The sequence below is a fragment of the Collinsella sp. CLA-AP-H1 genome (assembly GCF_040092945.1).
Taxonomy (GTDB): domain Bacteria; phylum Actinomycetota; class Coriobacteriia; order Coriobacteriales; family Coriobacteriaceae; genus Collinsella.
Window position 1 is genome coordinate 1 of sequence record NZ_JBBNKO010000002.1, and the last position, 16342, is coordinate 16342.

12 protein-coding genes, 1 tRNA gene and 1 pseudogene are annotated in these 16342 nt (G+C 61.2%); 7 read left to right on the plus strand and 7 right to left on the minus strand.

What is annotated here, in order from left to right:
• Nucleotides 1-334, minus strand: a pseudogene (locus AAAV44_RS01435) (IS110 family transposase); the annotation flags it as partial.
• 257 nt (nucleotides 335-591) lie between these two features.
• On the opposite strand from AAAV44_RS01435, the gene AAAV44_RS01440 reads away from it, so the two are divergent.
• From AAAV44_RS01440 to AAAV44_RS01450, 3 genes are all read left to right on the plus strand, one after another.
• Nucleotides 592-2571 (plus strand): ATP-dependent DNA helicase RecQ, encoded by a 1980-nt coding sequence (locus AAAV44_RS01440; RefSeq protein WP_349114181.1) that lies wholly within the window; start codon nucleotides 592-594, stop codon nucleotides 2569-2571.
• A 2-nt stretch (nucleotides 2572-2573) separates the two neighbouring features.
• Nucleotides 2574-3329: a GntR family transcriptional regulator gene (locus AAAV44_RS01445; RefSeq protein ID WP_349114183.1), complete on the plus strand. Its 756-nt coding sequence runs from the start codon at nucleotides 2574-2576 to the stop codon at nucleotides 3327-3329.
• Nucleotides 3330-3473: 144 nt separating this feature from the next.
• A complete protein-coding gene (locus AAAV44_RS01450) occupies nucleotides 3474-4442 on the plus strand; it encodes an SIS domain-containing protein (RefSeq protein WP_349114185.1) in 969 nt (322 codons plus the stop codon).
• A 378-nt stretch (nucleotides 4443-4820) separates the two neighbouring features.
• On the opposite strand, the gene AAAV44_RS01455 is transcribed toward AAAV44_RS01450, so the two are convergent.
• Entirely contained in the window at nucleotides 4821-5798 is a 978-nt protein-coding gene (locus AAAV44_RS01455; RefSeq protein ID WP_349114187.1) for an L-lactate dehydrogenase, read from the minus strand.
• 211 nt (nucleotides 5799-6009) lie between these two features.
• Here AAAV44_RS01455 and metA point away from each other — a divergent pair, with 211 nt between their 5' ends.
• Entirely contained in the window at nucleotides 6010-6936 is a 927-nt protein-coding gene (metA, locus tag AAAV44_RS01460; RefSeq protein WP_117629029.1) for a homoserine O-succinyltransferase, read from the plus strand.
• A 23-nt stretch (nucleotides 6937-6959) separates the two neighbouring features.
• On the opposite strand, the gene AAAV44_RS01465 is transcribed toward metA, so the two are convergent.
• Nucleotides 6960-7556: a 5-formyltetrahydrofolate cyclo-ligase gene (locus tag AAAV44_RS01465; protein ID WP_349114189.1), complete on the minus strand. Its 597-nt coding sequence runs from the start codon at nucleotides 7554-7556 to the stop codon at nucleotides 6960-6962.
• Nucleotides 7557-7600: 44 nt separating this feature from the next.
• Between AAAV44_RS01465 and AAAV44_RS01470 the strand changes: the two genes are divergently transcribed.
• The gene (locus tag AAAV44_RS01470; RefSeq protein WP_349114190.1) at nucleotides 7601-7729 is read left to right on the plus strand and encodes a hypothetical protein; all 129 of its coding nucleotides are present in this window, start codon (nucleotides 7601-7603) and stop codon (nucleotides 7727-7729) included.
• 196 nt (nucleotides 7730-7925) lie between these two features.
• Here AAAV44_RS01470 and AAAV44_RS01475 read toward each other — a convergent pair whose 3' ends face one another.
• Complete coding sequence (locus AAAV44_RS01475; protein WP_349114191.1) at nucleotides 7926-10964, minus strand: insulinase family protein; 3039 nt, start codon at nucleotides 10962-10964, stop codon at nucleotides 7926-7928.
• A 559-nt stretch (nucleotides 10965-11523) separates the two neighbouring features.
• On the opposite strand from AAAV44_RS01475, the gene AAAV44_RS01480 reads away from it, so the two are divergent.
• A complete protein-coding gene (locus AAAV44_RS01480; protein ID WP_349114192.1) occupies nucleotides 11524-12990 on the plus strand; it encodes an ATP-binding protein in 1467 nt (488 codons plus the stop codon).
• A 100-nt stretch (nucleotides 12991-13090) separates the two neighbouring features.
• Here AAAV44_RS01480 and AAAV44_RS01485 read toward each other — a convergent pair whose 3' ends face one another.
• Nucleotides 13091-13582 (minus strand): hypothetical protein, encoded by a 492-nt coding sequence (locus tag AAAV44_RS01485; protein WP_349114194.1) that lies wholly within the window; start codon nucleotides 13580-13582, stop codon nucleotides 13091-13093.
• Between the two features lie 215 nt (nucleotides 13583-13797).
• On the opposite strand from AAAV44_RS01485, the gene AAAV44_RS01490 reads away from it, so the two are divergent.
• Nucleotides 13798-14880 carry an HNH endonuclease gene (locus tag AAAV44_RS01490; RefSeq protein WP_349114196.1) on the plus strand — a complete coding sequence of 361 codons (1083 nt, stop codon included), beginning with the start codon at nucleotides 13798-13800 and terminating at the stop codon, nucleotides 14878-14880.
• A gap of 445 nt (nucleotides 14881-15325) precedes the next feature.
• On the opposite strand, the gene AAAV44_RS01495 is transcribed toward AAAV44_RS01490, so the two are convergent.
• Both AAAV44_RS01495 and AAAV44_RS01500 read right to left on the minus strand, forming a co-directional pair.
• Nucleotides 15326-16012: a DUF5710 domain-containing protein gene (locus tag AAAV44_RS01495; RefSeq protein WP_349114198.1), complete on the minus strand. Its 687-nt coding sequence runs from the start codon at nucleotides 16010-16012 to the stop codon at nucleotides 15326-15328.
• 226 nt (nucleotides 16013-16238) lie between these two features.
• Nucleotides 16239-16313: transfer RNA gene (locus tag AAAV44_RS01500), tRNA-Val, on the minus strand.
• Nucleotides 16314-16342 lie beyond the last annotated feature (29 nt).

Consider the following 16342-nt stretch of genomic DNA (forward strand, 5'->3'; position numbering starts at 1 on the left):
CGTTGCCGACCGACAGCATGCGGGCGAGGAACTCGGCGTCGTTGCGGTCGTTCTTCCTGCGCCTGTCCGCGCTGGGCTTGATCATCTTCGAGACGGCGCCGACCACGCAGTCGACCCCCAGGCCGGAGAGCCTCTTCTGCAGGTCGAAGCCCGTGACCCCGGACTCGTACACGCACCTGGCCTTTGGGTCCACGGACCGCACCCACTCCGCGACGGCGCCGGCGTCGTAGCCGAAGGTCGCGCAGCGCACCTCCCCGGTCATGACGTCGAGGGAGACGGCCTTTATCGAGCGGGCGTGGACGTCGAGGCCGATGAAGGTGGTAGTATCGAGCATGGGAGCCCCTTCCATGAATGCGGCGTGGCCGCCGCGGTTGGATTAGACACTCACCATTGTCGGCCTGATCCGCGGTCTTTCATGCAGCAGGGGCTCTCAATGTTTTTATGTCCTGCTCATATCGTCTCTGCCGGCACCTGGGGACACTCCTTAGCCGTTGGGGGCGTTCTTAAACGACTAGTCTGGGCGGCGGCCGTGTGCTGCTGTCCGCGTGGCGGCGTATAATCGGCGGCAGATGACTTGGACGTTAGGAAACCATGACCGATAGCATGCAGCAGATGGCGCTCGACACGCTCGGCGCCTATTTTGGCTACACCTCGTTTCGCCCGGGGCAGGACCGCATGGTCGATGCGATTCTTGCCGGTCGCGATGCGCTGGGTGTTATGCCCACGGGCGCCGGCAAGTCCATTTGCTACCAGGTGCCCGCGCTCATGCTGCCCGGCATCACCTTTGTGGTGAGTCCGCTGCTGTCGCTTATGGAGGACCAGACCCGTGCGTTGCTCGCGGCGGGTGCGCGACCCAGCTATCTCAACTCCAGCCTTACTCCGGCCCAGCAAAACACCGTGCTCAAGCGAGCGCGCGAGGGCCGCTACCAGCTTATGTACGTGGCGCCCGAGCGCTTGCTCGAGCCGCGTTTTTTGGCATTTGCGCGGGAGGCCGCGGCGGACGGCGGCATTGGCGTGCCGCTCGTGGCCATTGACGAGGCCCACTGCGTGAGCCAATGGGGCCAGGATTTCCGCCCCGCCTATCTGCAGATTCGTGAGTTCATCGATTCCCTGCCGCAGCGCCCCATCGTGGCGGCCTTTACCGCTACGGCGACCGAGCGTGTGCGCGCGGACATTCAGCAGATGCTTGGCCTGCAAAACCCCGCGACGGTAGTGACGGGCTTCGATCGCAAGAACCTCTACTTTGGTTGCGAGGAGATGGGCGACAAGGCCAAGACTGCCTGGGTGCGCGACTACGCGATCGCGCATTCGAGCGAGAGCGGCATCGTGTATTGTTCGACCCGCAAGACAGTTGATGCGCTGGCGGGCGAGCTTGCCGAGGCACTGGGCCCCAGCGGCATTCGCGTTGGCCGCTACCATGCCGGCATGGGCAACGACGCCCGTCGCCAAAGCCAGCGCGCCTTTATCGACGACGATATCCAGGTGATGGTTGCCACCAACGCCTTTGGCATGGGCATCGACAAGCCCAACGTGCGCTACGTGATCCACAACAACGTGCCCGAGAGCATCGAAGCCTACTACCAGGAGGCGGGCCGCGCCGGCCGCGATGGCGACCCGGCCAGCTGCTACTTGCTGTGGAACGGCAACGATTTTCGCATGCGCCGCTTTCTGATCGACCGCGGCGATGCTGCCGATGAGGCGCTCGACGACGAGCAGCGCGCGTGGGCGCTCCAGAATCGATATCGTCTGCTCAGCCAGATGGAGGGCTACTGCAATACCACCGGCTGCCTGCGCGAATACATGCTGCGCTACTTTGGCGACGAGGCCGCGGCCGAGCATGCCGCGGCCAGTACGGGCGGCACCGCCACGGACGACGTCGAGAGCTGCGGCAACTGCAGCAACTGCCTCACGCAGTTCGAGGTCGAGGACGTCACCGATATGGCCCGCGCTGCCGTGCGCTATGTGGCCACGCGTCCCATGCGCTTTGGCAAGTCGCTCATCGCCGATGTGCTCCACGGCGGCAACACCGAGCGCATTCGCCAGATGCATCTGGACGAGGACCGCGGCTACGGTGAGCTGTCGAGCGAATCGGTCGGGCGCATCAAGGACATCATCGGCCAGCTGTGCGGCCGCGGTTATTTGGCCACCTCGCAGGGGCAGTACCCGGTCGTGGGGCTTGGCCCGCGCGCTGGCGAGGTCGAGGACGAGACGTTTGCCTTTACCGTTAAGCGTCGCGCGTCCAAGCGCAAGGCCTCGGCCCGCGCCCGCCGTGCGGTGGATCTGCTGCGCGAGGAGGCCGAGCTGGATCAGCGCCCGCGTGTGGGTGACGATGCCGAGCTGTTCGAGCGCCTGCGTGCCCTGCGCAAGGAGATCTCGACCGAGCTGGAGATGGCGCCGTACATGGTCTTTTCCGACAAGGCTCTGCGCGGTCTGTGCCGCCTACGCCCGCAGACGCGCGACGAGCTTATCCAGGTCAGCGGTATCGGCGAGAAAAAGGCCGACGCCTTTGGCGAGCAGTTTATGGCGGCGATTGAAGAGTTTGAGTCCGAACATGCACGGAATGGAGCATAACGATGGCATCCGACGATAAAACCGAGCGCACTGAGGTGTCCGCCGTGCCGCTGTACCAGCAGGTTATGGATGACCTAAAGGGCGAGATCGCGCGTGGCGTGTACGCATCCGGCTCGCGCATTCCTTCCGAGATGGAGCTCGCGAAGTACTACGGCGTGGGACGCATCACCGTGCGCCGCGCTATCGAGGAACTATCGCGCGCGGGGTATCTCAGCCGCCAGCAGGGGAGGGGCACGTTTGTGTGCGCGCCCAAGCTCAAGCGCAAGATTGTCCAGAAGGGTGACGTCCAGAGCTTTTCCGAAGGTTGCGCTGCCAACGACATGGTGGCCGGAGCACGCCTGGTGTCGCGCACGGTGGTTGCGGCGACGCGCGAGGACGCGGCGTTTTTTGGGGTGGAACCCGGCTGCGAGCTCATCGTTGTCGAGCGCGTGCGCACGGCAGACGGCGTGCCCGTCATGCTCGAGAACAACGCCTTTGTGCTGGCCGACCATCCCTATCTGCAGACGCTTGCCGACAAGGACCTCACGGACAATTCCATCTTTGCACTCGTTGCCGAGCATTCGGGCCGTGCGCCGCTCAAGTCCGACCCCTGTACTGTGGAGATTGCGCTTGCCGATGCTCAGTCGGCCTCGCTGCTGGAGGTGCCGGTCGGCGAGCCGCTCTTCTATATGGAGGCATACTTTACCGATGCGGACGGGCGGCCCTTGCTGCTCGGACGCCAAAAGATCGTGGGCTCGCGCTACGTGTTCGACATCTAACGTCCACAGATAGAACAATATAGAACAAGTTTGGTGAAATGACTTCACGGGTGTCGTCGTGCGTGCTATAAATAGGACAACATAGAACGACCGCAGGTAAGAGCTGCCGTCGTTCAAAACCGCCACACAAGGAGGAGCATCACCATGAACGCACGCGATCTAATTCAGGAAATCATCGAGCGCAAGGGCAAGATCGAGAATGTCTTTTGGATTGCTTGTGGCGGTTCGATGATCGACCTGATGCCGGCCAACGAGCTGCTCAAGCGCGAGGCAACCACGTTTACCTCGACGGTCTACACGGCGCGCGAGTTTTGCCTGATGGCTCCCAAGAGTCTTGGCGAGAAGTCGCTCGTCATTGCCTGCAGCCACAGCGGCAACACGCAGGAGGTCGTCGACGGCTGCGAGATGGCGCTGGCAGCCGGCGCCGAGGTCGTGGCCATGACCGACTGCGAAGGCTCCAAGATCGATAACGGCAAGTGGACCACCTGGGTCTATCCGTGGGGCGAAGGCGTGCCGCAGGCCGAGGTGCCGCAGGGTATCGGTGCTCTGATTGCCGCCGAACTGCTCGACCAGCAGGAGGGCTACGAGGCGCTTGCCGACATGTACGCCGGCCTTAAGCAGATGGATGCGCTGCTGCCCGCTGCCCGCGAGAAGGTCAACGCCGAGCTGGGCGATCGCTTTGCCGAGCTCTGCCAGCAGCATAAGTTCTTCTATATCCTGGGATCCGGCCCCAACTTTAGCCAGACCTACGCCATGGCCATCTGCTCGCTCATGGAGATGCAGTGGCAGCACTGCTGCTACATCCACTCCGGCGAGTACTTCCACGGCCCGTTCGAAGCCACCGAGCCCGGCGTGTTTTACTTTGTACAGCTCGGATCGGGCGAGTGCCGCCCCATGGAGGAGCGTGCGCTCGCGTTCCTCAACACGCACACCGATACGGTCATGGTACTCGATGCGCTCGAGTACGGCGTGGGCGACGTGCCTGCCAGCGTGCGTTCGTTCTTGGAGCCGATCTTCTTCTACAACATGAGCTGCGAGCTGCGCGCCGCCCGCGGCAAGGTGTTCGACCACAGCCCTGAGGTCCGTCGCTACATGGGTATCGAGCAGTACTAGGCACCGGGAATTATCTTTTTTGACGGGGTTTGCGCTGCGCGTGGACCCCGTTTTGCGTTGTGGCGGCCGGATTCGTGTCCGCGCGAAAACGAAGGTGAATACTTTTCTGCGAAGTGAACGACCTATTTTGGACCCCCGAAGCATTCACACTTTTTGGCGGCAAAACCGCAGGAAAACCTCGACGAAACCGCAGGAAACGGCGTCTGAAAAGTGTCGATGCTTCGGGGGCTCGTTCTTGCTCGTTCACTTCGCAGAAAAGTATTCACCTTCGATTTGCAAGGGCACTGTGTGAGTCAAAAAAGCGGGCCGCGCCGGGGATTTCCGGCGCGGCCCGCTTGGTATCGCGCTTAGATTCGCGAGATTTCGGCGATTGACGGCCTACTTGCCGACGACGCCTTCGGCGTCCCACCAGTCGAGCTGGGCGATGTTGTCGCGAATGTGCTGGCAGCTCTTGTGGAAGCCCTCGAGCTCGTATTCGGACAGGTCGAGCGTGTAGACCTCCTCGACGCCCTCGGCGCCGATCACGCACGGCAGGGATGTGAAGATGCCCTCCTCGCCATACTGGCCGGTCATGAGCGTAGAGGCCGAAAGCACGGCGTGCTCGTTATGCAGCACGGCGGCGCAGACGCGCGCGGCGGAGTTGGCGACGGCGTACTCGGTGCACTGCTTGCCCTGGTAGGTCACATAGCCGCCCTTACGCGCGAGCTCCTCGACCTCCATGTGGTCGAAGGCGTACTTGTCGGGGTTCTCGGCCTGAAGCTCGTTGAGGCTCTTGCCGGCGATGGTCGCGGCCTTAAAGGCGGCCAGCTGGCTAAAGCCGTGCTCGCCGATCATGTAGGCGTCGATGGACTTGGGGCTCACGCCGACCTTCTTGGAGATCTCGGTGCGCAGGCGGGCGGAGTCCAGGCCGCAGCCCGAGCCGATGATCTTCTTGGGATCGTAGCCGGTCAGGTGCCACAGCTCGGTGCATACGACGTCACAGGGGTTGGAGATGTTCACGAAGATACCGTCAAAGCCGGCGTCGACGATGCGCTTGGCAAAGGTGCGGGCGGCGTCGGTGGTAAAGAACAGCTCGCCGTCGCGGTTGCCGGCGGCCAGCGCGACCTTGCCGGCGGCGTTGACGATGACGTCGCAGCAGGCCAGCTCCTCGTAGTGGTCGTAGCAGTTGACGATCTTGGTGTTGTACGGGACAAACGAAAGGGAGTCGCGCAGGTCTTGGACCTCGGACGTCACCTTGGCCTCGTTGATATCGCACAGGTACAGCTCATCGGCAATGCCCTGCATGAGCAGGCTGTTGGCGACATGTGCTCCTACGTGGCCCTGGCCGACCACACCGATCTTACGCGTCTGGTACATATGAGTATCCTTCCGGCCGAGTTTTTTGCGTCGAACCATTGTAGCGTCCAGCTGCCACTTTGCTAGACTAAAGCGCCGTAGATTTTTGGGACATGCCTTAATCTCTACTTTTGGAGTGATTTGGGCCGCTGACGGCATCGCTGGGCGATGTGCTCGCGCGGATGGGGCCGGTCGTTGTACCATAGCTGCAACTGACTCATAAGGAGCATCCATGCCCATTCGCATCCCCGACGCCCTCCCTGCCGCTGCGCAGCTCGAGAGCGAGAACATCTTTGTCATGACCGAGTACCGCGCGCTGCACCAGGACATCCGTCCACTGCGCGTGCTCATCCTCAACCTCATGCCCACCAAGATCGCCACCGAGACGCAGATCATGCGCAAGCTCTCCAACACGCCGCTGCAGGTGGAGGTGGACCTGCTGCGCACCAAAACGCACGAGGCCACGCACGTGAGCGCCGGCCACCTGGAGACGTTCTACCGTACGTTCGACGACATCCGCGACATCCACTACGACGGCCTGATCATCACGGGCGCGCCGGTGGAGCAGATGCCGTTTGAGGAGGTCGACTACTGGCCCGAGCTCTGCCAGATCATGGATTGGTCCACCACGCACGTGCACTCCACGCTGCACATTTGTTGGGGAGCACAGGCCGGCCTGTACCATCATTACGGTATCCAGAAGTACGACCTGCCGGCAAAGGCGAGTGGCGTGTTCGAGCATTATCTGGTGAAGCCGCAAAGCCCGCTGGTCCGCGGCTTTGACGACCGTTTCTATGCCGTGCATTCGCGCAACACCGATGTGCGCCGCGAGGACGTGGAGGCCGAGCCGCAGCTTGAGGTCGTGGCCGTGTCTGACGAGGTAGGCCTGTACATCGTCAAGTCGACCGACAGCCGTCGCTTCTTTGTCTTTGGCCATCCCGAGTACGATACCGACACGCTGCGCCTGGAGTACGAGCGCGACGTGAAGCGTGGGCTCAACCCCCAGGTGCCGGCGCATTACTTCCCGGGCGACGACCCCACCGCCGAGCCGCGCAACGTCTGGCGCAGCCAGGCTCAGCTGCTCTATACCAACTGGCTCAACTACTACGTCTACCAGACCACGCCCTACGACCTGGCCCGCGCCGGCGAGGAGCACTAGGCCGTCGGGAGGTGCGCCAGCCGTTAGGCGCTGATGATGTTGGGTAGCGGCAGGTCGTGGACGTCGGTGGGAACGTGGTCGACACGCTGCTCGTCAAAGGCGATGCCGACGATTTGACATGCGGGTGAGAGCATGGGCAGGTAGCGGTCATAGCAGCCGCCGCCGTAGCCCAGGCGCGCGCCGGCGCGGTCGAAGGCTACGAGCGGCACGACGACCATGTCGAGAGCTTCGGCAGGCACGATAGGGAAGCGGCTGCTGTCGATGTCCATGGCCGCGAAGGCTCGCGTGGGGTGGTCGACAAACGGAGCTGCGGACGCATCGTCGACAGCAACTGCCCGCATGCACATGCGCTGGCCACAAGCTGCGGCATCGATTGCCGAGAACATGCACGGATAGGCCACGCGCCAGCCGTGTTTGGCGGCTGCAGCGGCAAACACGGCAGGGTCGACTTCGGAACCCATCGCGGCATAGACGGCAACGGTGTGCGGGGCTGCGGGATCCGAGCGGCCCAGTAGCTCAACGAGCCGCACGCAGATATCAGCGGACTTTGCCGCCCGCACATCCAAATCAAGAGCATCGCGCCGAGCAATCGCCGCCCGCCGCAACTCAGCCTTGTCCATCCCAGCCTCCTCTAGCAAACCTACCAAAAAGGGACAGGTTTATTTTGGCAAGTTTTATCTGGGCAAACACCCAAACCATCACACAAACCATCGCAGGGGGGGGGCAGTTCATGGACACCTTCGTGGGTTTTGACGAAGAGCAGGTGTTCGCGGCGGTTTGTCTCGATCTGTAACAGTAGCTCGGCAAAATCGGACCTAGATGTTACAGATTGAGACAAAGGGCCGGCGTCATCCAAAAACGTCTCGATTTGTAACATCTGGAGCTAATATTGCCGTCTTAGCGTTACAGATCGAGACAAACCGGCAGACTGCGGCAAAAGAAAAAGGTAGATTTTCAGGCATGTCCCAAAAATCTACCTTTGCTGTGCGTTAGCCCATCAGGTCGACGACGTTAAAGCCGGCGTTGCTCTTGGCGATGACTTCGCGGCCGCCAAAGACGCAGGTGGGCGATTCGGCTGCGATGCGCGTCACGTCGGCGCCGAGCGAGCGCAGCTCACTGGGCGTGGCGGCGAGCATCTGGGCGCGGCGCTCCTCGCGGGCGTGCGGATCGAGCCCGGCCAGGTAGGTCGTGTTGCGGCGCTTGGTGAGCGCGTAGGGCTTCACCGGCGCGTCCATGCCGCTCACACAGCTCACGATAAAGCCCTCAAAGGCGGCCTTGTCGGGTTCAAAGCTGCCGAGCCATTCGCCTGCGCGCGCCACGCGCTCAATCGAGGGGTCGATTGCCGGGTCGCGGTAGGTGTAGAACGCCGCCTGACGCTCGCCGGCCGCGCGGAATCCGCAGCCGTACGCGCCGCCCTTCACGCGGATCTCGTTCCACAGGTAGTCGTAGGAGAGTGCGTTGGCAGCAACCGCCCAGGCGCCCGTCACTTCGAGCCCCAAGCGACGCGGATCGCACGCGCTCGCCGCAAAGCAGATGTCGCTGGGGATGACAAAGGCTTCGTGGCGGTCGCGCGGCGTCGGCACCACGAGCGCGTCGTTGCCGGCAATGCCCGCCGCACCCGCGCCCAGCCCCAGGTCGCCCGCAGCATTCCAGTACGCGTCAAAGTCCTCATCGCTGCCGGTAAAGCTCGCCAGGCAGTCGTCGGCCACAAAGATACGACCTGCCAGCTCGGTAAGCTTGGCGCGCAGGCCGTCCAGGCGCTCGTCAAAGTGTTCGAGCAAATCACGCAGGAACAGATAGAAATCAACGCCCGAAAGCTGCTCGCGCACCACGGCCGAAGGCGAGCTGTAACTCATCGCGCGACCGAGCGCCGCCGAGTGGCCGTTGTTGATAAAGCCCTGTTCAAGCCCAATGCGAATCTGTGTGAGCACGTCGCGGACGCGGTCGGCGTCGGCATCCGCCAGCAGCGTGTTCGACCACACCTCGCGCGGCAGGCTCGCCAGCGCATCGATCTTCTCGGACAGGGCGCCGGCGCTCACCAGCAGATAGGGGCGCACGCCGTCCACGTCGGGCTGGGTCATGACCTCGGTCGTAAAGCTCAAAAAGCCCAGCTTGCCGGCAAGCAAGTTGTCGAGTTCCTCGGCCGAGTGCTCGCTCGTGGGCAGCTGTTTGAACAGGCGGCAGAGCAGCGTCACGTAGGGCAGGTCTTCAAACGCGACGCAGCTCAGGTCGAAATACTGCATGGCGTAGGCCAGACGGTTGGTGGGGATGCCGTGGCGCAGGCAGGGGATGGGCGCGGTCGTGTCTACGACCAGCGGCGGCTCGGAGCGCGCCTCGCCAATGTCGGACACGCGCAGGCGCGGCAGCGTGGCCTTGGCCTCGGGCGTGTCTTCTGCCTCCTGCGCGGCACGCAGCGCGGCCGTGCGCTCGACCACGTCGGCCAGCTCGGCATCGGTCATGGCATCGCGCTTGGCTGCCAGCTCGGCGGCCTCGGCACCCTCCGAACCCTCGGCGGCGTCCACCGGCACCAGCTCGACCAGTGCCATGTGATTGTTCTGCAGCACCAGCTCGCGCAGCAGGTCCTCAAAATAGCTGCCGTCCAGCTCGCTACGCAGCTCCTCGTACACCGGGCCGTACTTGAGCGCCAGCGTCGCAGCGTCGTCATCGTAGAGCCACGTGCTCAGCGCGTCGCACGCAATGGCCACGCCGTCGGCGATACCGTAGTCGCGCTGGCGCAGGTCGTATTCGTTGCTGCTGATGATGGCTTCCAGGCGCTCGCGCGGAACGCCATGCTCGTATAGGTCGCGGCAGGCGTCCTGGAACACGCGGCGCAGCTCGTGCGCCACGCCGGGCTGCGCGTTTTGCAGCATGATGAGCTCGTAGGGCTGCAGGCTTTCGGCCGCGGTGTAGCTCACCACGTTGCCGCCCAGGCCGGCGGACAGAATGGCCTTCTTAACCGGCGCTTCGTTGGAGCCCAGTAGCACCTCGAACAGGATATCCGCCGCGATCGTGCGTTTGCGGTCGAGCGCGCTGCCCAGCACCAGGCCCAGGCCCACCAGGGCGTTCTCGGGTGTAGTGGCCATCTCGACGCGCTTGTACTCGCAGGTCACGGGTGCCTGCACGCCCAGCGGATTGGGCGCCAGCGTGGACGGGTCCTCGCCGGCGGCGACGGCAGCGTCCATGCGGCGGCTCGCGGCACTCGGCTGCGACAGATAACGCTCGTCCAAAAAGGCCAGTGCGCGGTCCACATCTAGGTCGCCGTAGAGCGTTATATAAGAGTTGGAAGGATTGTAGTGGCGCGCGTGCGTGTCCAGGAACTGCTCGTAGGTGAGCGCGGGAATCGCGCGCGGGTCGCCACCGCTCTCGTGTGCATAGGCGGTGTCGGGATAGAGCGCGGCGTTGACGGCATCGTCCAGCACACTCATGGGGTCGGACAGCGCACCTTTCATCTCGTTGAACACCACGCCGTTATAGCGCAGCGTGCCCTCGCGCAGGCTCGCGGAGCTGCTGTCGACCTCGGCGTCCTCCGGCAGGTCCAGCTCGTAGTGCCAGCTCTCCTGCTCAAAAATGGTGGGCTTGGTATAGATGGTCGGGTTGAACACTGCGTCCAGATACACGTCCATCAGGTTGTACAGATCCTGCTCGTTGGTGGTGGCAACGGGGTAGATGGTCTTGTCGGGGTAGGTCATGGCGTTGAGGAACGTCTGCATGGAGCTCTTGATCAGGTCCACGAACGGCTCCTTGACGGGAAACTTGGCCGATCCGCACAGCACCGAGTGCTCAAGAATATGGAACACGCCGGTGGAATCGGCCGGCGGCGTCTTAAAGCCAATGGCAAAGGCCTTGTTTTCGTCGTCGCACGCCAGGTACAGCAGGCGAGCGCCCGAGGCGGTGTGGCGCAGCACGTAGGCGTCCGAGTCGAGCTCGGGCACGGTCTCGCAGCGCTCGACGGCAAAGCCGTGGCAGGTAGTGCCGGGCACCAGCAGCGCGGCAGCAGCAGCGCGCGGATCGGTTGAGGTGGTGGGCATATGCAGTCTCCTTTGACGCCCCAGCGGGGGGGGCGAATCGAGTCGAATCCTCGTGAGTATACCCATATGGGGCTGCGGTTCTGCGGCGAACTGAAGACGATGCCAACGGATTGGGTAAAGGCCCCGCGTGCCCGCCGCGCGAGCGTGGAAACTTGGACGCCTATCGAATGAGAGTGGATTTTCGGACGGAATCAGCCTCAAAACGCCCAAATACCGTCCAAATATCCACCCTCATTTCCCGACCGTCCAAAATCCACGCTCATCCGCCGCCCGCACATCTCTCATCTCTCATTCGTCACTAATACGAGAGATAACTGAAAGACGAGAGATAACTGAGCAGCAAAGAGACAAGCAATCATGGTGTTGTCTCAATACTGATTGTTCTACCAGCAAAAACATGTTTAAATGAAACAGATGGCAGACATCTTTTCTTTCATCTCTCACTTATCTCTAATATGAGAGATAGCAGAAAGATGAGAGATAATTACGAGAGATAACTGAGAGACGAAGGAAATCTATTCGTGGCATTCTCCGCCGGGCCGAGCGAAAGGACATGCAGATGAACGAAAACGAGCTAACCGGTCTGCTCGAGTCTTTAAGGCGCATGGGCTCGGACGATCTTAACGTCGAGGTCAAGGAGAGCGCCACGACGCTTTCCCGCGACGTATGGGAAACGGTTAGCGCATTCGCGAATACCGCTGGCGGAATTATCGTGCTCGGCGTGAGCGAGCGCGCGGGCTTTGTCCCGGTTGAGAACTTTGAGACCGAGAAGGTGCTCAACCAATTCGTAGCGGGCATGGGTGATGCCGGCGGTCGCGGAAAACTGGCCAATCCGCCCAAATACACCATTGAACGCGTGGAGCTCCAGGGCACCGTGGTTCTGGTCATCACAATTGAGGAGCTCGACCCGTCGAGCAAGCCTTGTTATGTCATAGAGCGGGGCGCTCAAGGCGGCAGCTACAAACGCATCGATGACAAAGATGTTCCGCTTTCGTCGACCGAGGTTTTGGCACTGTCGTCATACGAGCGGACGAGTCCTAGCGATCGCGATGCAGTGCCCGGCGCGGTTGCAGGCGATCTTGACGAGGCACTGGTCGACCGTACGATAGATCGGGCTTTCTCGTTGACGCCTCGGGCAATGCGCGGCGCGCCGGACAAACAAACGAAGCTGGAGCGCCTAAATTTCCTTGATTCCCAGGGCAATGTCACCAAGGCTGGACTCCTAGTTGCGGGCACCTACCCTCAGCAGTTTTATCCCAAGCTCTTTATCGACATGGCTGTCTATGCGGGGACCCGGAAAGGCACGGCGGGGTCGCTGAGGTTCATGGACCGCACAATCTGTGAGGGAACGTTGGGCGAGATGATTTCGGATGCTGTCGCGGCCGTCGCCAAGAATTTGCGGCGAACCTCGACCGTCCAAGGCGTCTCGCGTGTCGACTCGCTGGAGATTCCCGAGGAGGTTCTGCGCGAGGCAATCGCCAACGCCGTAATCCATCGAGAATACGGGGATCGGTCCTGTGGACAATCGATTGCCGTCGACGTCTTTGACGATCGTGTCGAGGTGACGAATCCTGGCGGCCTTTACGGGGGAAAGACTCGCGAGAACTTGTTTGACGGCAGCTCCCGATGCCGTAACGCGACGCTCGTGAAACTCATGTCGATTGTCCCGCTGCCGGATGGCGCAGGTTCGCCGGCTGAGGGCAATGGCTCGGGCATCCCGATGATGATCGATGCCATGCGCGCGCATGGTCTGGCCGAGCCCCTGTTCTGCCCGGGGTTCGATCGGTTCAAGGTCGTACTTTACCGTTCAAAGATCGAGCCGGTCGATCATGGCGGGGGCTTAATTGTGACGGCACTCAAACACTACGGCGAGCTGGGGACGCGTGAGCTGGCAGAACGCACGGGGCTTACAATTTCCCAGGTTAGGTCGCGCGTCAACGCGCTCATTGCTCAAGGCGAGCTTGAGCCCACGGCGCCGGCGACGAGCCGCAACCGCAAGTATCGACTGTCAGAGCGCGTGGAATAAATGCGTTAGTGGACGAGGCGACCCAATAATCGACCCTCAATTGGCGCCCACTAAGGTAAAGCGGTTGTTGCTCAGTCGACGGTGATGCTGAAGACTCGGCTTACGCCGGCATGGCCCCGAACCCGTCCATCAAGAACAGCCTAAGAACCAGCTTGATGACATATCCCGGTTTGACTTCTGCCGCGTCAAAGACGTGGCGCTCGGCGAGCTCGCTGCAGTATGCATAGATGTCGCGGATAAGGTCCGCGCCCGAAAGCGTAAACATGTAGCCTGCGTCCGAAAGCGCATTGGGCGCGGCGGGCAACTTGGCCATGTGGCAGAACGTTTGCAGGTCGGGCGCCATAACATTCTGGTAGTCGAGGTGGCCGTTGGCATCCTGTTCGGCAAGCTCCAATTGGCGCACAAAATCCAGCGCCGCTGCTAACACAAAGCTCGGTGTAGGCGCATTGACGTCCTGAGTGGTCGCCACAAGCCTGCCCGCCGCCTGCGTGACAAGCCAAGCGACCTCGCGCTGGCAGCGCACGGCCTTGCGCGTAACCGGCTTGATGGACGAAGAAGAAACGCTCCCCTTAGGCGGATTCGAAACAGCCATAAGACCCTCCCATGAACGACCCGGTCCAACAAGCCCGGATGAAACACGTGCTACATCAGTATACAGGGAAGTGGGGCAGCGGGGTACAAACGCGCCAGCGGCAAACCGAGAGCATCAACGATGTGCCGATCGCGGAATGAGATCTCGTAATAATTGACTCTCGGCCATATTATTGAGTGGCATGACTCGCGTTCGTATGGTTGTAGGTGCTGGCGATGAACGACATTGACCTTGCTCTTCCGTTGATGGATGGACCAAGCTATGACCGCGCCTGCAGTCTCGTGCCTTCCGAATACGTTGAGGCATGGGAGTGGTTTCTGGGTGAGGAACAGCGCGGCGGCGTTTGGACCAGCCTTCCGCACCACACCAAGGAAGATAGCCCTCAGTATCAGTATCGTTTGAGAATTGGCTCGGACTTCTTTCCCGTAACGCGGGATTCAGGGATCTTCTGGCCGGGCCAGGATCGGGTGAAGCAAGATCCCAATAAGATCTTTGCGCTTTCGGTCCATAACTCTAAAAAGAGCTTCTACACCGATGTACCTCCGCTCTATTTGGACGATGGTACGTGGGTCATTAAGTATTCGGTCCAAGCGCCAGGCGCCGTTGGTTCTCGAGACCAGAATTACAACCGTAAAATGCTCAACTGCATGGAATGTGGCGTTCCAGTCGGAGTCATATTTGCAACCGAGGTGGGCTACAAGGTGCTCGGCCTTGCGTTTGTTGAACGGTTCGAGCCCGAAAACGGATGGTTTGTTCTGCACGGTCCTGTTCATAAAGGCGGACCGGACCCCCGTTTTGCGCCCGACATGAGCTATCTGAAGCACATGCCCGTCGATATTGAGTTTGCCGGACAGGGTACGACCGACGACGAAAAGGTCCGCTATGCGTTAAGGCGCGAGCGATTGGGGCAGCAATGGTTCCGCAAGCAGCTCGTTGCCGCCTATGATGGCCGTTGCGCGGTGTCGGACTGCGGCGTCAGCGAAGCTCTGGAGGCTGCACATATCGAGAATTACTCGGGACCCAAATCGCAGGTTGCCAGCAACGGCATTCTGCTTCGGCGCGACTTACATGCTTTATTCGATGCTCATCTGATTTCGTTTGAGCCTGTTTGCGGCGAATATCGGCTGTGCGGATCGTACCTGCTGGATAAGACCGGCTACGCTTCCTTTGCGGGTGCGACGCTAAGGCAGCCGAATGAGCGTCAGTGGCGACCCAATACGGTGTTTCTTGAGGCCCATCGCATTGAGTTCGATCGCTCGGAAAAGAAGCGTGAAAAGGCGGGGCTTCTGCCGTATTAGCGTATTTGGCTTTGGCATTCTTTGACGATCGTGTTGTTTGATCGGATCGCGTGGCGATGCAATCTCGCGCATGCCCGCCGGTGCATGCTCTTCCTGTTTTGTATAGCGAGAGGGGAGCGTGTATGAGCTGGCGAGGCGATATTGCGATTGGGAAGTACGGAAAACTGCCGTGTGCCCTTATAGACAACAATATGTTTCCGAGCGTAGAGGTTGATTGCGGGTCGTTTGTCGTCACCTGCCCTTGCTGTGGCTCGCAAATACAGTGTCTCGACATTCGGTTCATCGATGCGCGCGACAGACTCAGCGACGAAGTGAGAAAACGGACGGGCGTTCATATGCCGGTGTATCCGGAGAAATGCCCTGTTTGCGGCCTCGATATCGTGTACGACGTCGGCGACGAGGGATAGGTGATGCGGAGGAGCTGACTGTGAAGGCCTCTCCGTCTCTACAAATAAATCCCCTCACCGAGTTGCTTGTGGAACTCGGCGTGATGGTCTTGTGCCCAGGTAAAGAGCGCCTGGTCAAAGTCGGTGCGTGTGGCTGGGAGGCCAAAGACGCCGGCAACTTCGACGCGTATAAACTCCAGTGCCGGCAGCTTGTTGATGGCAGTGAGGGCAAACGGGGACGAGGGCTCCTCGAACAGATGGCGGCTGCCTTGCAGCGCGTCGCAACTGGTGCACGTGTTGCCGAGCGACGGGGCTTTGGAGGCTCGCGCGCCTACGGACTTGTAGCCGCAGCGCTTATGAAGGTAGTCGCGGATCTCGCCCGGCACGCAGCCAAGAGCGGGCACGATGGCGAGTGCGTTGGCGTTGGCCGTGTCGATGGCAATGTGCCCGGCTTCGTTGGGCGCGTGCGCGATGGCGACGCTCTCGTCGTTATCGGTTCGATAGGGAATGCCGAAGGCCGCGACCGAGGTCTCTTTGTGACACTTCCAGCACTCGCGCTTGCCCAGTACTAGATATATATACGGCGCTGAGGGGTCGGATCGGTCAACACCGGGCAGCCACTCGGCAAAGGGCTCGGGGTTGACGCCGCTGGGTACATACCAGACCTTCTTGGTCCGGTCCCATTTGGCGCCCAGCGCCTTGGCTTCTTCTTTGTGCGAAAAGGGGACATCGAGCTCGGTGCGCATGGCGGCTCCTTGGTGCTGCAGGTGCAAGTGGCCCAAGGATACCGCAGGGCGCAGACATCGCGGCGTTTTGCTGAGAAGTTGCGGTGCGGACTGATTGGTTATGCCGATGGATATATCGGCTAGTAGATGGTCGGCTTTTGGCTAGTTGGGCGGTTGGAACTGCCGGCGGATTTGGCGACATAAAACAAAACAGCCCAGAGGACATAGCCTCTGAACTGCGAACATTTGGTGGGCGTTAGAAGATTTGAACTTCTGACCTCTTCCGTGTCAGGGAAGCGCTCTCCCCCTGAGCTAAACGCCCGATCAAGGGTGCGCAAGCGCGCAAGGGAT

Coding starts and splice junctions, on each gene's coding strand:
- AAAV44_RS01465 (WP_349114189.1), bottom strand. CDS start 7,556: ATGGACAAGGCTGAGTTGCGGCGGGCGGCGATTGCTCGGCGCGATGCT.
- AAAV44_RS01490 (WP_349114196.1), top strand. CDS start 13,798: ATGAACGACATTGACCTTGCTCTTCCGTTGATGGATGGACCAAGCTAT.
- AAAV44_RS01455 (WP_349114187.1), bottom strand. CDS start 5,798: ATGTACCAGACGCGTAAGATCGGTGTGGTCGGCCAGGGCCACGTAGGA.
- AAAV44_RS01485 (WP_349114194.1), bottom strand. CDS start 13,582: ATGGCTGTTTCGAATCCGCCTAAGGGGAGCGTTTCTTCTTCGTCCATC.
- AAAV44_RS01475 (WP_349114191.1), bottom strand. CDS start 10,964: ATGCCCACCACCTCAACCGATCCGCGCGCTGCTGCTGCCGCGCTGCTG.
- AAAV44_RS01445 (WP_349114183.1), top strand. CDS start 2,574: ATGGCATCCGACGATAAAACCGAGCGCACTGAGGTGTCCGCCGTGCCG.
- AAAV44_RS01495 (WP_349114198.1), bottom strand. CDS start 16,012: ATGCGCACCGAGCTCGATGTCCCCTTTTCGCACAAAGAAGAAGCCAAG.
- AAAV44_RS01480 (WP_349114192.1), top strand. CDS start 11,524: ATGAACGAAAACGAGCTAACCGGTCTGCTCGAGTCTTTAAGGCGCATG.
- AAAV44_RS01440 (WP_349114181.1), top strand. CDS start 592: ATGACCGATAGCATGCAGCAGATGGCGCTCGACACGCTCGGCGCCTAT.
- AAAV44_RS01450 (WP_349114185.1), top strand. CDS start 3,474: ATGAACGCACGCGATCTAATTCAGGAAATCATCGAGCGCAAGGGCAAG.
- metA (WP_117629029.1), top strand. CDS start 6,010: ATGCCCATTCGCATCCCCGACGCCCTCCCTGCCGCTGCGCAGCTCGAG.